This window comes from Methanocorpusculum sp. GPch4, from assembly GCF_012062385.1.
GTDB classification, from domain to species: domain Archaea; phylum Halobacteriota; class Methanomicrobia; order Methanomicrobiales; family Methanocorpusculaceae; genus Methanocorpusculum; species Methanocorpusculum parvum.
In genome coordinates, this window is record NZ_SIJA01000063.1 from 29888 (window position 1) to 45330 (window position 15443).

The following is a 15443-nucleotide window of genomic DNA, read 5'->3' on the forward strand; positions in this document are numbered from 1 at the left end:
AATCGAGGAAGTAATTGATGGCGGATTCAGTAGTTGACAGTATTTTAGCGGCGAGATATTACCGCACCGGTGAGGCATCGTTTGAAGATGTCTGCAGGCGGGTTGCAGATGCATTAGGTGAGACACCGGAAGAGACAAAGGAATACTTTGACGCGATGATGACCTTGTCGTTTCTTCCAAACTCTCCGACACTGATGAACGCGGGAACTCCGCTCGGCCAGTTATCGGCATGTTTCACCCTCCCGGTGAGCGATTCACTCCCGGAGATCTTTGACGCGATCCGCTGGGGAGCGATCATTCATCAGTCGGGAGGGGGCACAGGCTACAACTTCTCCCATCTCCGTCCCGAAGGCTCCCCGGTCCGTTCAACAGACGGCGTAGCATCCGGTCCGGTCTCGTTTATGCGGGTCTTCAATGCCGCCACCGATGTCATCAAACAGGGCGGCAGACGCCGCGGGGCAAACATGGGTATTTTGAACGTCTGGCATGCCGACATCATGAAGTTCATCAAAAGCAAAGCCAAAGAAGGTGACTTCAGCAACTTCAATATCTCGGTCATGGTCTCGGACGCGTTCATGGACCTGGTCGTAAACGGCGAAACGGACAAGGTCTGGGTGACCGGCGCCGACGGTACAGAAATAACCGTCGGAGAGATCTGGCAGGGCATCATCGAAGGAGTCTGGAAGAACGGCGAACCAGGCATCCTCTTCTACGATACGATCAATAAGAAAAATCCCACCCCCAGCCTTGGGGATATCGACACCACCAACCCCTGCGGCGAACAGCCGCTTCTTCCCTTCGAATCCTGCGTTCTCGGCAGTATCAACCTGGCAAAGTTCGTCAGAGCCGACGGGATCAACTACGAAGCTCTCGACAACATGACCAGAATGGGTGTCAGGTTCCTCGATGCCGTCATCACCAAAAACGTCTTCCCGATCCCGGAGATCCGTTCGGCGACCAACCGGACACGAAAGGTCGGTCTTGGTCTGATGGGCGTCCATGATGCGATGCTCATGCTTCGGATCCCGTATGATTCAGAAGCAGGCAGAAACTTCTGCACCGAAGTGATGGAGCGGGTCAACAATGTCGCCGTCGAAGAGTCTGTCATTCTCGGGAAAGAAAAGGGCACGTTCCCCGCATATGAAGGAAGTGTCTGGGATAAGCAGGGAGTCATTATGCGAAACGCCGCCCTCACCACCATCGCCCCGACCGGAACGATCTCACTTCTCGCAGGCTGCTCGTCCGGTATCGAACCCGTCTTCTCGTTTGCCTACACCCGGAGAAACACGGTCGGCAAAACATTCGTGATGGTCCACCCCTACTTCGAAGCGGAACTCAGACGCGTCATCGCCTCGCTCGGCTTTGACGGCGCCAAAGCGGAAGCAAAACGCGATGAGATCATCAACCATGTCCATGAAACCGGATCGGTCCAGGATGTCGACTGGCTGCCGGATTCATTCAAAGCGGTTTTCAAGACCGCTCTGGATATCGGCTGGAAGGATCATGTCTTAATGCAGGCGGCATTCCAGAAACATGTCCATGCCTCGATCTCGAAGACGATCAACATGCCGGTCTCCGCATCGAAAGAGGATGTTGAACAGGCAGTCCTTCTTGCATGGAAGGAGGGGATCAAAGGCATGACCCTCTACCGAACCGGGTCCCGGGAGGATGTTGTTCTCGCTCTCGAGAAGCAGGAGTCCGCAAAGCCTGCCGACGTCCCGGAGAAGCCGGCTCCCGGCACCGTCCCGCAGTTACTCTTCACCCGCCCGCGTGAACTGGTCGGAAGGACCTTCCTTGCTCAGTCGGGATGCTGCCGCCTGTATATCACGGTGAACACGATGGACGGAAAGCCCATGGAAGTGTTCATCCGAACCGTCGGAGCCGGATGCGAAGCGAGCAGCAATGCTCTCGGCCGGAGTATCAGCACGGGTCTCCAGAACGGGGTGCCGTATGAGAAGTTCGTAAAACAGTTTGCGAAAGTGAACTGTGTTTCCGCGATCAAAAACAAAAACTCGGAAGGTATGTCCTGTGCCGATGTGGTTGGGAAATGCATCGAGCTTGCGGCAACCAATCAGGCGATCACGACACTGGATAACTGGTCTTTGACCCCAGTCACTCCGGGAGAAAAGAAAAACCCGCCCTGCCCCGAGTGCGGCGAGCCTCTGGACTTCGGCGAGGGCTGTAATATGGGCATCTGCAAACACTGCGGATGGAGCGGATGCAGCTGAGATTTTACCAATATCAGCACATCCCTCTTTTTTAAGGAGGATTCGCGCCGCAGAATTTGCGAATCGAATCCGCCTCCCCCTTTCTCCTTATTTTCTCGGGAAGTATGAGAGCAGATCCCACGCCAGGGACTCAGCCTTCTTTTCATTGGTCATCATTGTGTCCAGACGGTGAGCTCCCGGCACTTCGATCGCTGAATCTTTGATATCCTGAATAAATAGATCCACTACATCCTTGTAGACCTGCCAGGTCCCGTAGGACGTCGATTCATATCCCCATGCCTTCATCAGGGCGGCGGCAGGTCCGCTGACAGGCCGGTTTCCGATAAACGGACTAACGGCCACCGTAAACGTATTCTGCAGAGCCTCGCGGACCCCTTCACACTCAAGGATCGGGCCGATACTCGTCACCGGATTCGACGGACCGATGATCACCCCGTCACTTGCTTCGATCGCTGCCAGAACTTCGGGCGTCGTTTTCAGCGGTTCACTGTCGGCGGTTTTTCTCACCACTCCGGTGATCTCCACATTCCCGCGCAGTTTCACCCAGTACTCCTGATAATGCATCAGGGTCCCATCTTCACAGACGACATAACTCGTCACCTCCTGATCCGACATAGGCAGGATCTTTGCCGATATCCCATAGCCTTTCGCGATCTTCTCCGTTGCCTTCGTCAGACTCATCCCCTGCCGCAAAAACTCGGCGCGGGCAATATTTGTGGCCCGGTCACGATCCCCAAGCGGCAGAAGCTCCGTATATCCAAGCTTTTCCATCGCATGGAACGTTTCAAACGAATCCCCGCGGATCCCCCACCAGGAATCCGTGTTCAGCAGTCCGGAAAAAAGATACTGCACGGTGTCGATATCCGGAGAAACATACAGACCCGACATTCGGATATCCTCTGCCGTATTCACGACGACCGTGATCTCGTGATCGCGCAGGATCTGCCGGAGACCCCGGATGAGTTTGGGCGTTCCTGTGCCGCCGGAAAAAACAGTGATCATTGCTAAAGGGAATTGGACGGGGGATGTTATGAAAATTATGGATTCGCCGGGAGTTTTGCTTTCAGCGCAGAAACGAACTCATCCATACCGGCGACCCCTGCCGGAATGATCGCGCCCTGCAGAGAATCCACATAGATATACACCGCCCCGTTCCCGGTCACGATATCCTTTACCGATGCATACGGCGAAACAGAAATATTTGGCCCGATCGAAAAATGCATCCCGTCCTCTTCGAGCGACAGAGCGGCCTGCATCTCCCAGGGGGCGTTCGATCTGCCTTCCCGCAGATACTTTCTCAGATTCCTGTCGATGATCTTCCAGTAAAACTTTGGATAGACCAGATAGATCAAAACGGCAGTGATCACTCCTCCGGCGACCCCTGCCCAGATGTAAGTGAATCCGGAAAAAGTCACGGCAAGCAGGACAGGCAGGAAAAAGAACACGCCCGCCATATACACGCGTGAACGTGCAAACTGGGATCTCATGGAACGAGAACGGGCGTAATGGGATTTATTGAACGCGATATAGTCGTTCTCGGTTAACGTATACTCGAGATGCATTACCATTCGGTAGGTTTTGGAGATACAAGAAGTTTCCCAAAAAAAAGTTACTGGCCTGCCGGTGAGATATGCCGGCAGCAGCAGGAGCATTCGTTTTTGATATCCAGAGGGAACGTCCCGCCCGAACACGCCATACACAGATCCTCTGCAGGAATCCCGATCGAAGCGACGAGATCCTCGGTCGAAACATACTTCAGGCTCGTCGCGTGGATCTTTTCGCGGATCGACTCCAGATCAAGGCCGGCCGCGATCAGCTCATCACGGGTCGGCAGATCGACCCCGAAATAACACGGGGCAACGATCGGCGGTGATCCGATCCGGAGATGGACCTCATCGGCGCCGAAATCTTTGACCATGTCCACGATCCGAAGCGAAGTCGTTCCCCGAACGATACTGTCGTCAACCAGAATGACCGACTTGCCGGTCACGTGGCGGCGGACCGGATTCATCTTCATCCGCACTGCGTTCTCCCGGAGATTCTGGGCCGGCATAATGAAGGTCCTGCCGACATACCGGTTCTTCAGCAGACCTTCGATATAGGGGATACCGGACTCGGACGCATAGCCGGTAGCAAACGCGATTCCAGAATCAGGCACCGGCGAGACAAGATCGGCTTTCGGGGGATTTTTTGCCAGACACGCCCCGATCTTTCTTCTGGCGTCATACACAAGCACGCCGTCGATGACCGAATCGGGCCGGGCGATATACACATATTCAAAAACGCAGTAGGCCTTGTGATCCGACTCAAGGACCTGACGGTGTGTTACTCCGCCCTGGGTTATCGTAAGAAGTTCGCCGGGACAAACATCCGCTTCGAACACTGCCGAAAGGATATCGAGAGCCACACTCTCCGACACTACGACATGCCCAAACCCGGTCTTTCCAAAACACAGCGGTTTTGTGCCGAGAGGATCACGGAATGCATACAGGATCCCATCGAGAATCGCGACGCCTGCATACGCGCCTGAAAGCCGCAGCATGGTATTTACGAATGCCTCCTCTGCAGACACGCCGGATATCAGCTCATGAGCGATCATCGCGGCGATCAGTTCAGCATTGGTCGTTGTGGAAAAAATGTGCCCCTTCCCCTCATACTCGCTTCGAAGCGTCTCGCGGTTGATCAGAGCAGCGGAAACGGTAACAGAAAGCTTGTGGTTTTTAAAAGTAAAATTGAGAGGCTGGATATTTTCTATCCTGCCCCGGTGTGCTTTCTGGGTGTACAGAACCTGTCCCACGCCCACATTGCCGGCTAGTCTGCCGAGGATCTCTTCACAAAACACTTCAGAAAGTTGTCCGGGACCTTTGTGCATAAAAAATGCCTGCCCGTCAAAAGTAGATATGCCTGCCGCTTCCTGCCCTCTGTGCTGCAGGGCGTGCAGAGCATAATAAAGGGGGTAAGCGACACCTCGGGAGTCGATGATGCCTGCAATACCGCTCATATTACAACCTTTTTAGTTATCTGCTGCTTTTTTCGTCCAGTTGTACCCGCGGATTTTTGAGCTTTTGCCAAAACCGCATGATGAACATACACCGTGCCTTGCGTGCATAGACTGCTTTCCGCAGCGGCGACAGATGATGTGGGAATGCTTGTTGCGCAGACCCATTGATGGAGTGCCTTTTGTCATTGGTTAAATTCACCTCGATGTTATTCTACGGAGGGGGAAATGTAGATTACGTTGTCTCCACGTACGATCAAAGTGCCGAGTGGAACCATGCCGTTCTCCCCTTCTTCCTCAGCCTTGTCAAGAACCAGGTTCATGTGAACGTCGTATCCCTGAAGAACTCCACGGATCTCCCGTCCACCTTTCAGTGAAATGATTACCGGCTGGCGGTTCAGAACCTGATCTAAAATTTCAAGTGGTCGCTTTGTCATTGGATTACCTCTCGTTCCTCTCAGGGAGAGAGTCCGAAACGAAATGCTCCGGCACACCGTGCCGGGCTTATACGCAAAGCCGAAGGCATATGCGCACGTTTCGGACGTCACATAAGCTTAGAGACTCATGGACGAGTGCTTAATGTATATGCCACTGAAACACATAAAGATAGCGGGAAAAGAAGCCGGCGGCAGACCGGATGCCAAAAGAAAATCTCTGCAGATATTGCAAAAAAAATATCCGCAGGCGCCTCCCGGGTCACCCCGCCGGATCCCCCAACCCGGCACGGAGTCTATTTACTTTCCCGCGCCAAATGATACACTAACCTATGGCAGACCTTATCATCAAAAAACGCCACGCCATCAAAAAAAGTCAGCTTGCAGCTTTGATGACCAAGCTTACAGACAGTATCGGGGATGATGCAGCATTATACGAGGCTCCGATGATCGAGATCGCGGAAACGGCATCCAAATTCAACATCTACATCATCGACAAAAAACCGCTGATCATGGAAAAGGATGACTGGGCATTTCCAACGCTCCGCGGCGCGGTCACCCGTCCGTTTTCCGGGCGGCGGATCGTCGTCGACATGGGGGCGATCCCCTATATGATCAACGGGGCAGACGTGATGAGGCCGGGTATCGTTTCGGTAACGGACGATGTAAAAGCCGGCCTGCCTGCCCTCGCAGTCGACGAAAGCCATGACAAACCCCTTGCCGTTGTTCTTCCACTCTATGACGCAAAGGAAATCATCGCGCTTGAGAAGGGCAAGGCGGCCAAAAATCTCCATTACATCGGCGATGAGCTCTGGAATATGGAGATCTAGACGGCCCGCACAGATAGAATTAAATAACCAACAACTAAACTATTTTTCATATGGGATTTCTTGACGGAGTATTTGGCTCAAAGGAAAAATCGACAGATGAAGATACCTACATGAAGCTCGATCTGCAGGCGTACGAAGGGGCGGTCGGCGAGAACGAACCGGCAACCATGTATGTCAAGGTCGCCAGCGTCAGTGATATCAAAGACTGTCCAAAGATAAAAGACGAGATCTATAACGGAAATATTGTCATCATCGATATCACCAAACTGAAACTCGACAAGATCATGTTCGATCGCGTCATGGGCGATCTTCGTGCCGTTTCCCGCGATGTAAACGGTGATATCATCGGCCTTGGCGATCAGCGCTATGTGATCGTTGTGCCGACCGGTGTCCGCATCTCCCGCGAGAAACTCGGCGGGTACTAATTCCCGATGCGCCAGGTAGTTCCAGCACCCTGTCCTGACTGCGGAGAGGAGATCGAATATATCTATGATACGGAAAACATTCCGTATTTCTCCGACATCCTCCTTATCTGCGGCGTCTGCAGCTGCGGATTTAAGATCGTTGACACGATGGTCATGAACGATCATGAACCAAGCTGCTGGGAGCTGAAGGTCGAGACCCCGGCCGATCTGGACGCCCGCGTCGTTAGGAGCATGCAGGGAGAGATCGATATCCCTGAGTTCGGGATAAATATCCGTCCCGGCCCCGCCTGTTTCGGGTTCGTCTCAAACATCGAAGGCGTCCTTGAACGTGCAGAGGATGCCGTCAAACGAGCTGCGATCTCCTGTGAAGGAGACGAGATATGCCGGGCGGCCGAACTCCTCAAAGAGATCGAAAAGGCACGAAGATCCGAGCTCCCCTTCACTGTCGTCATCATGGATCCCAGCGGAAACTCAGGCATCGTTTCCTCAAAAGCAAAAAAGACCAAACTCGATATTGAGCCGGAACAAAACGGATACTCCGTCAAACCGCTCGCTTAACCCCAACATGGATAATCCCCGATACATTCCGAACGCTGAGGAGATAAAACGCCTCAGCGCTTTTTTAAAGATACGCAGCATTCCCGAACTCGAAAAACAGACGGTCTCCTACATCGAAAAGGTGACTGGCAAGTCCTGGAAGGATGAGACGGTCCTGGAAAAGATCCGAAACGCCATCCTTGCCCAGAAGGAGTCATACTGGAAAGAGGGGGGCAAAAAAAATGTTTCCTACAAAGGAGCATACAGTGTTCTGGGTTATATGGCGTACCAGATGCCCGGATATGTCATGGAGTTCTCCGAGTTTTTTGCCGGCCTTGTTACCTCCGGACTGATCCGGAAACATGTGAAGATCTTAGATATCGGATCCGGACCCGGGACGGTTTCGATCGGGATCGGCCGTGTCCTTTCCTGTCTTGAAGGGATGACGGCCGAGATCACGCCCCTTGAGCAGTATGAGACCCATATCGAGGCGTATCAGGCGGTCGTGCCGGCATTTCTGACCCAGGCCGGCGGCAAAGTCACTGCAAACAAACCGCTTGCCCTGGATATCACCAAAGAGATCCCCGAAGGCGAGTTCGATCTGATCGTCTGTTCGAACGTGATCAACGAACTGAGCGGGCTCGACCCGGAGCAGAAAGCCGATCTGGTTCTCGCGCTTTCGAAGCATCTTGTCCCGGACGGGAATCTGGCGATCCTTGAACCGGCCGATCTGACGAATTCGACGATGCTTCGCGATCTCTCACGCGATGTGAAGAAGAAGGGCCTCACGATCTACGCTCCATGCAATGATCTGCGGGGCGTGTATTGTACGGTCTCTCCCTGCTGGTCGTTTCGGTCCTACGCAGACATCAAGCCGACGGAGCTGATGTTTGCTCTCGGCGGTGCTGAGGAGAAGTTCCGGTTCGTGAACACGGATGTGAAGTTTTCGTATGCGATCCTAAGAACCGACGGTCACAGAAAATGCGGATACAGGATCCCTGCTGAGGCGAAGCGGGCGAGGCTTTCCCAGCTGAAGAAGCATCTGGAAAAACGGATCCATATCACGGTTTCCGTAATGTCGGCCGACATCGGGGATGCGAAAAATTATCTGTTCCTTGTCTGCGACGGGACGGGGACGACGCCGACGTACCTCGCCCTTCCGGCATTCCACCGGACGCCGGAGCATGAAGCTTTGCTTACCGCATCCTACGGATCTGTGGTGGCGGTCGATTCGGTGCTTGTCCGATTCAACAAGCAGCAGAATGCCTATAATCTGCTGATGGGCCGGGAGAGTTTTACGCGGATGATCGCGGGGACCCCGACGGGAAATGCCGCGCCGGATAAGATCGCATTGCTGAAGGAAAAATACGGCAGAAAACCCTCGCCGAACTACCGCGGGAAGAAGACGGGAAAGCCTGCGAATAAGAGATAGGGGGTTTTTTTCTCCCGGATATTTTCCTTTTTTCTATGGTCCTGCCGGATAGATTTATCCGGGCTGACTGCATAACGATGGACATATGAAAAAAATCGCAGTCTTCGGGATGATCCTTCTCGCATGTGTCTTTGCAGCCGGATGTGCGGTCCCGGGAACAACGCCTGACCCTATCGTCGGTATATGGAGTGCGGATGATCCGATGCAGTTCAATGATTCGAGTTTCACGTATGTTTTCCATGCGGACGGGACCGGGAATGCCCTGGAGACGTCTGCGGATCCTGGAGAGTCTTCCGGGATGTACAATATTACCTGGAGATCGACGGGGGAGGGGACGTATGAGGCCATATCTCTGTATGAGCTGGTTTTTTCAGAGGATAAGAAGGTCTTTACCATCCTGGGCGACGGATCCGGCGACCGGTTTATTGGAGACGGTTTTGTCGGCGTCTGGATGAAGGAGACCCCGGAGGAGTTCGACGGCGTTTTGTATGAGGCGAGGTTTGCGTTTTATGAGGATACTACCGGGTCGTTTTCCTGGCATTATCTGAATAACGGGACGCAGGAGTCGAGTTATCCGCTTGTCTGGTCGGCAGAAGACGGCGTGTACCGGTATTGGTATCCGGATGATCTTTCGACGTTCACGATCGGAGCTGACGGGGTTCTTACGGAGAGATGGGGTGACGGGGTCTATACCTATACCCGGGTATAGGAACCACTTTTTTTAATTGGGGTTACGCGGTGCGATTTCAACTGAAAAAAACATCAGTAGTGCTTTGATGTACTTCGATTGTAAGAAAGAAACCAAGTATACACTTCCCGAATTGGCTTGAAACTAATATCGCCTCCGTCCTATTTATACAAGGGAGAGCAAATCTCTGATTTGCGAGCGCGGTTGGTTTTTTCTCTTGTGTCCACAAAATGCCGTACACGAAATCGAAGTACATTCATTATGACTTCAGTTCAGCCCGATCAAAATCACAACACAGAATAAACCCATTCCAAAACAATATCACGACGTTTTTCTATGGAAAAACCGCAAATATATCAAAATTCCAAGCATCTGCCAAATGAGCTAAAACTGAAAATCAGAAACAAAACATAATATTTTAACAACAATATCATAACAAATCTCAAAAACCCTTAAGAAAAATGGACCCGCTGGAATTCGAATCCAGGATCTCCGCCATGTCAAGGCGACGTCATAGCCAGCTAGACCACGAGTCCGATGAATCGCACCTTGTGTGCCTTACTAGATTGTTCCTCGACACATATAAATTTTTTTAACTTGTGCCGGAAAAAGAAGGGGAGATCCCCCGCATTCACAGACGAACAAACTTCGCTGCAGTGATCCCGTCGCTTGACGCGACCTCCTTCATCACTTCAGGAGAAACAACATCATCAACCGCGAGGATCATCAGAGACTCGGAACCGACATTCCTGCCGCCGACCTGCATACTGGAAATATTCACGTTATGCTTGCCAAGGATCATACCCACCGGACCGACAACTCCCGGGCGGTTCACATGATCCGCAAGGATAACAAATCCGCTTGGAACAATATCCGTCGCGTATTTCCCGATCGCAATGATCCGGGGACCCGCGCGCGTAACGATACCCGAGATCGACTCCCGGCCCTTCTCCGTAGTATAACTCAGCGTCACCAGAGACTTATAATCCCCTGCTTCGCTTGACGTCTTCTCAAAAATCGTAATACCGCGTCCCTGGGCAATAACCTCAGCGTTCACAATATTCGCCGGCTCATGAAGAACCTGCTCAAGCATCCCTTTGATTCCAAGACGGGTCACATACTTCAGATTCTGCTTCAGATCAGCGATCTCGCCAAGATACGCAAACTCCACTTCCGTGATCGCTCCGTCCGCGATCTGGGCCGCAAGGCTTCCCATCTTCTCAGAAAGAAGCGCATACGGATCGATCTTCGCCTTCACATCTGCAGAAACCTGAGGCGTATTCACCGCGCTCTTCGCAGAGCCGCCCTTCAGCACATCGATACACTGATAGGCAACCGAGATCGCCACATTCTTCTGGGCTTCAACAGTACTTGCGCCAAGATGCGGAGTAACGATCACCGAATCCAGCTTCAGCAGCGGAGACTCGGTCGGCGGCTCAACCTCATACACATCCAGAGCAGCTCCGGCAACTTTGCCGGCAACGATCGCATCGTACAACGCAGCTTCATCAATGATCCCGCCCCGGGCGCAGTTGATCAGCCGGACACCGGTCTTCATCGTCGCGATCGACTCCTTATTCACAAGATGGGTCGTGGACGGAATAAGCGGCGTGTGGACCGTGATAACATCAGCCTTCGTAAAAAGCTCGGCAACGCTCATCATCTCGACACCCATCGCCGCTCCGACCTCCGCCGGAATGAACGGGTCGTAGGCAATGACCGTCATCTGAAGGGCCTGGGCGCGCTTGGCGACCTCACGGCCGATACGGCCGAACCCGACAACGCCGAGGACCTTGCCGTTCATCTCATTGCCCATAAACTTCGAACGCTTCCACTCGCCCTTCTTCAGCGATGCATTTGCCTGCGGAATGTTTCTCGCCATCGCCATCATCATCGCGATCGTGTGTTCCGTCGCTGCGAGCGTATTTCCTTCCGGCGCATTGGAAACGATGATGCCCTTCCTCGTCGCCGCTTCGCAGTCGATATTGTCCACGCCCACGCCTGCACGGCCGATATACTTCATCCTGTCAGCCGCCTGAATGATCCGGGCGGTCACCTGGGTCCCCGAGCGGACGATCAATGCGTCGTATTCGCCGATGATTCTGACGAGTTCGTCTTCCGAGAGATCAGCTTTCTCATCGACATCGCAAAATTCCTTTAATATAGCAATACCCTCTGCTGCAAGAGGATCAGATACCAGTACTTTGAAGCTCACGGATAATCGTGTACTTATTTGGCAGTCACCCGTATAGTATGTTTCTGTGCTGAGCAAAACCCTCCGCCAAAGAAAAATCCCCACCCAAAAATCCCCGGAAAAAAGATATCCTTTTGCCCGGCATCCAAAGGACCCGGCCGGCGAAAAAACTGCTCCCTGCCAATAATCTATTATTGTTAAGGGAGTAATGATATAATGAGTATCTATGGACAAATCACCCAATATTCTCTGGCTGACTGAAATCCGCAACACTGACATCACCTCAGTAGGCGGGAAAGGCGCTTCCCTTGGGGAGATGACCCATGTCGGTCTGCCTGTCCCACAGGCGTTTGTGGTTACAGCGCAGGCATTCCGCCGTTTCTTACAGCTGACAAAACTGGAAGACCCTCTTTTCACCATCCTTGAAAAACTCGACGTTGACGACAACGATGCCCTCAACGCAACCTCCGAAAAAGTACGGGCAATGGTCGGTACGGCAAAAATGCCGGACAAAATCAAAAAAGAGATCATTGAATCCTACAAAAAAATGGGGAACCAGACCGTTGTCGCCGTTCGTTCAAGCGCCACTGCTGAAGACCTTCCCGATGCATCCTTTGCCGGTCAGCAGGACACCTATCTCAACATCCTTGGCGACAAAGACCTCCTTGAAGCCGTCCAGAACTGCTGGGCATCGCTCTACACCTCCCGTGCCATCTACTACCGTTCAAAGAACGGCTTCGATGACCGCAGCGTGAATATCGCGGTCGTCGTCCAGCAGCTTGTCTACTCGGAGAAAGCCGGCGTGATGTTCTCATCCCACCCGGTCTCCGGTGCCAAAACCGTCATGATCGAAGCATCCTGGGGACTTGGCGAAGCCATCGTTTCCGGAACCGTTTCTCCCGACAACTATGTCTATGACAGAAAAGGCAGAAAGATCATCCAGAAGACCGTCGCCACAAAATCCGTCGAGATCATCCCTGACGGAAAGAAAGGCACAAAAGTCGCTGAAGTCGCAAAAGACAAACAGAACATCCAGGTCCTTTCCGACAAAGATATCCTCCGGCTTGCTGAGTATGCAGTAAAATCCGAGGAACACTACAAGAGCCCCCAGGATATGGAATGGGGTATGGTCGGCGACACGATCTACATCCTCCAGTCCCGCCCGATCACGACGATCCAGAAAAACCCGGCAAAATCCTCTTCCTCGGCTTCATCCGCCTCGGGAACCATCATTCTCCAGGGATACGGCGCTTCCCCGGGCGTTGCATCCGGAAAAGTCATTCTCGTCAATGATGTGAAAGACACCTCCAGAGTCCAGGAAGGAGACATCATGGTCGCCACCATGACGAACCCCGACATGGTCCCGGCAATGAAAAAAGTCGTCGGCATCATCACCGATGAAGGAGGAATGACCTGCCACGCCGCGATCGTCTCCCGTGAACTCGGAACACCGGCAGTCGTCGGAACCAAACAGGCGACCTCCCTTCTGAAAGAAGGTCAGATCGTCACGATCGACGGAGAAAAAGGTATCATCTACGACGGAAAGCTTGCCGTCGCCGAAGAGTGCGGAGCTTCACCCAAAGGTCCGGCCATCGTCGCTTCGCCGATCATCACCGCGACCTCCGTCAAGGTCAATGTTTCCATGCCCGAAGCAGCAGCACGCGCTGCAGCCACCGGAGCAGACGGAGTCGGTCTCCTCAGGATCGAACACCTCATCATCGGGATGAACAAAACCCCGTCCTGGTACATCAAACACGACAAACAGGAACAGCTCATCAATGAACTGATGGACGGCATCAGGACCGTTCTCGATGCATTCCGCGGAAAATCGGTCTGGGTCAGAACACTCGACTCGCCGACCGACGAGTTCCTCAATATGGAAGGCGGCGAGGATGAACCTCATGAGCACAACCCGATGCTCGGATTCCGCGGTCTGCGCCGTGACCTCCGTCAGAAAGAGCAGTTCAGAATGCAGGCCGAGTGTTTCCGCCGTCTCTGGGAAGCGGGCTACCACAACCTTGGTATCATGTTCCCTCTCGTCCAGCACCCGCGCGAGTTCCTTGCAGCAAAAGAGTCGTTCCGCGAATGGGGAGTCGATGTGGAGCACATGGATCTGGGTATCATGGTCGAAATCCCGGCATCGGCGATCATCATCGACGAGTTCATCAAAGCCGGCATCGACTTCTGTTCCTTTGGAACGAACGATCTTGTCCAGTACACGCTCGCAGTTGACCGCAACAACGGTCTGATTGGCGAGATGTACGAACCCGAACACCCGGCTGTCATGCGTTTGATCGCATCATGCATCGAACAGTGCAGAGAAGCAGGCGTGGAATGTTCCATCTGCGGTCAGGCAGGCTCAGATCCGAAGTTCGTCAAGTGGCTCGTAAACCAGGGGATCGCAAGCGTTTCGGCCAACATCGACGCCATCCAGAAGATCAGAGAGACCGTCGCAAAGACCGAGAAACAGATTCTGCTCAACGCAGCACTCAAGAAAAACTAACCCCAACATATTTTTCAGCGTGATTATTCATGGAGGAGAAAGGATGCAAAAGAGAGGAGGTCATCTCTCTCCTCTCAGGATATCGCTCAGAGGATCTGCATCACGATCATATCCTCAGTTCGATGTGTACGATTCCGCATGAGATCGCGGTATCCGTACATGAAATGTTCAGCGGCACAAATCTCGGCGACCCGGGACTGTTTCCGGGCACAACACAGATAGAGGACCGTCTGGTCCATTCGCTCGGCGAACTTATGCACCATCCAAAGGCCGGCGGCTATGCGACCTCGGGCGGGACCGAGTCAAATCTGCAGGCGATCCGTATCGCAAAAAAACTCAAGCCCGGGATCATAAATCCCAATATCGTTGTGCCGGCTTCAGCGCACTTTTCGTTCGATAAGACCTGCGATATGCTCGGACTTGAGATGCGAACGGTCCCTTACGGGAAAAATTACACCGTTGACTGCGATAAAATGGCGGAGATGACCGATAAAAATACCATAGCCGTTGCCGGAATAGCAGGAACGACCGAGTACGGGATGATCGACGATATTGAGCGGATCGGCCGAATCGCTCTGGAAAACGATTTGTTCTTCCATGTTGATGCAGCGTTCGGCGGAATGGTGATCCCGTTTTTGCCAAACCCTGCGCCGTTCGATTTCGAAGTTCCGGGAGTATCCTCGATCTCGCTCGATCCGCACAAGATGGGAATGAGCACGATCCCCTGCGGATGTCTGCTCCTCCGTGAACCTGAGCAGTTTGGAACCCTCAACGTCGATACGCCGTATCTGACCGTGAAGAAGGAGTGCACGCTTGCCGGGACCCGGCCGGGAGCGGATGTTGCCGGCGCTTACGCCGTCATCAAACTCCTCGGACGAGAGGGTTTCCGTTCGGTCGTTGCCGGCTGTATGGAAAACACCCGCCGCCTGATCGAAGGTATGGAAGCGTTCGGTTATGTTCGGGCCGTTGATCCGGTGATGAACGTTGCGACGTTTGGTGACGGATCGGTCCCGAAGGGATGGGTCGTCTCCCATACACGGTTCGGCCATCTCAGATTCGTCGTGATGCCCCACGTGACCCGCGATGTCGTGGAAAACTTCCTCGCAGACGTCGCAAAGATCAACTAATTTTTTTAGAGAAGTTACGCGGTTTTGTGATCTCGATCGGGAAAAAC

At 53.1% G+C, this 15443-nt stretch carries 14 protein-coding genes and 1 tRNA gene; 8 read left to right on the forward strand and 7 right to left on the reverse strand.

Annotation, left to right across the window (positions count from 1 at the left end):
* The first annotated feature begins 17 nt into the window (after nt 1-17).
* The gene (locus tag EYA77_RS05030) at nt 18-2228 is read left to right on the forward strand and encodes an adenosylcobalamin-dependent ribonucleoside-diphosphate reductase (RefSeq protein ID WP_167816080.1); all 2211 of its coding nucleotides are present in this window, start codon (nt 18-20) and stop codon (nt 2226-2228) included.
* Between the two features lie 87 nt (nt 2229-2315).
* Here the strand turns inward: EYA77_RS05030 and cofD are convergent, their stop codons facing one another.
* The 5 genes from cofD to EYA77_RS05055 are packed head-to-tail and all read right to left on the reverse strand — an operon-like array spanning nt 2316 to nt 5663.
* Nucleotides 2316-3230 (reverse strand): 2-phospho-L-lactate transferase, encoded by a 915-nt coding sequence (cofD, locus tag EYA77_RS05035; RefSeq protein WP_042697918.1) that lies wholly within the window; start codon nt 3228-3230, stop codon nt 2316-2318.
* A gap of 35 nt (nt 3231-3265) precedes the next feature.
* Complete coding sequence (locus tag EYA77_RS05040; protein ID WP_042697915.1) at nt 3266-3790, reverse strand: YcxB family protein; 525 nt, start codon at nt 3788-3790, stop codon at nt 3266-3268.
* A 47-nt stretch (nt 3791-3837) separates the two neighbouring features.
* A complete protein-coding gene (gene purF, locus EYA77_RS05045) occupies nt 3838-5229 on the reverse strand; it encodes an amidophosphoribosyltransferase (protein ID WP_167816082.1) in 1392 nt (463 codons plus the stop codon).
* A 12-nt stretch (nt 5230-5241) separates the two neighbouring features.
* Nucleotides 5242-5415, reverse strand: a complete 174-nt coding sequence (locus tag EYA77_RS05050; RefSeq protein WP_081406636.1) for a 50S ribosomal protein L37e — start codon at nt 5413-5415, stop codon at nt 5242-5244.
* Nucleotides 5416-5435: 20 nt separating this feature from the next.
* A complete protein-coding gene (locus EYA77_RS05055) occupies nt 5436-5663 on the reverse strand; it encodes an LSM domain-containing protein (protein WP_042697909.1) in 228 nt (75 codons plus the stop codon).
* Nucleotides 5664-5992: 329 nt separating this feature from the next.
* Here EYA77_RS05055 and EYA77_RS05060 point away from each other — a divergent pair, with 329 nt between their 5' ends.
* From EYA77_RS05060 to EYA77_RS05080, 5 genes are all read left to right on the forward strand, one after another.
* Entirely contained in the window at nt 5993-6490 is a 498-nt protein-coding gene (locus EYA77_RS05060) for an RNA-binding protein (RefSeq protein WP_042697905.1), read from the forward strand.
* 50 nt (nt 6491-6540) lie between these two features.
* The gene (gene sepF / locus EYA77_RS05065; RefSeq protein WP_042697903.1) at nt 6541-6915 is read left to right on the forward strand and encodes a cell division protein SepF; all 375 of its coding nucleotides are present in this window, start codon (nt 6541-6543) and stop codon (nt 6913-6915) included.
* Nucleotides 6916-6921: 6 nt separating this feature from the next.
* A complete protein-coding gene (locus EYA77_RS05070; RefSeq protein ID WP_042697900.1) occupies nt 6922-7473 on the forward strand; it encodes a ZPR1 zinc finger domain-containing protein in 552 nt (183 codons plus the stop codon).
* Between the two features lie 7 nt (nt 7474-7480).
* On the forward strand, nt 7481-8884 hold the full coding sequence (locus EYA77_RS05075; protein ID WP_167816083.1) for a small ribosomal subunit Rsm22 family protein: 1404 nt from the start codon (nt 7481-7483) through the stop codon (nt 8882-8884).
* Nucleotides 8885-8969: 85 nt separating this feature from the next.
* A complete protein-coding gene (locus tag EYA77_RS05080; RefSeq protein ID WP_167816084.1) occupies nt 8970-9593 on the forward strand; it encodes a hypothetical protein in 624 nt (207 codons plus the stop codon).
* A gap of 441 nt (nt 9594-10034) precedes the next feature.
* Here EYA77_RS05080 and EYA77_RS05085 read toward each other — a convergent pair.
* Nucleotides 10035-10108: transfer RNA gene (locus tag EYA77_RS05085), tRNA-Val, on the reverse strand.
* 95 nt (nt 10109-10203) lie between these two features.
* A complete protein-coding gene (gene serA, locus EYA77_RS05090) occupies nt 10204-11787 on the reverse strand; it encodes a phosphoglycerate dehydrogenase (RefSeq protein ID WP_042697891.1) in 1584 nt (527 codons plus the stop codon).
* 205 nt (nt 11788-11992) lie between these two features.
* On the opposite strand from serA, the gene ppsA reads away from it, so the two are divergent.
* On the forward strand, nt 11993-14269 hold the full coding sequence (gene ppsA, locus EYA77_RS05095; protein ID WP_042697888.1) for a phosphoenolpyruvate synthase: 2277 nt from the start codon (nt 11993-11995) through the stop codon (nt 14267-14269).
* Nucleotides 14270-14298: 29 nt separating this feature from the next.
* Nucleotides 14299-15396 (forward strand): tyrosine decarboxylase MfnA, encoded by a 1098-nt coding sequence (mfnA, locus tag EYA77_RS05100; RefSeq protein ID WP_042697885.1) that lies wholly within the window; start codon nt 14299-14301, stop codon nt 15394-15396.
* Nucleotides 15397-15443 lie beyond the last annotated feature (47 nt).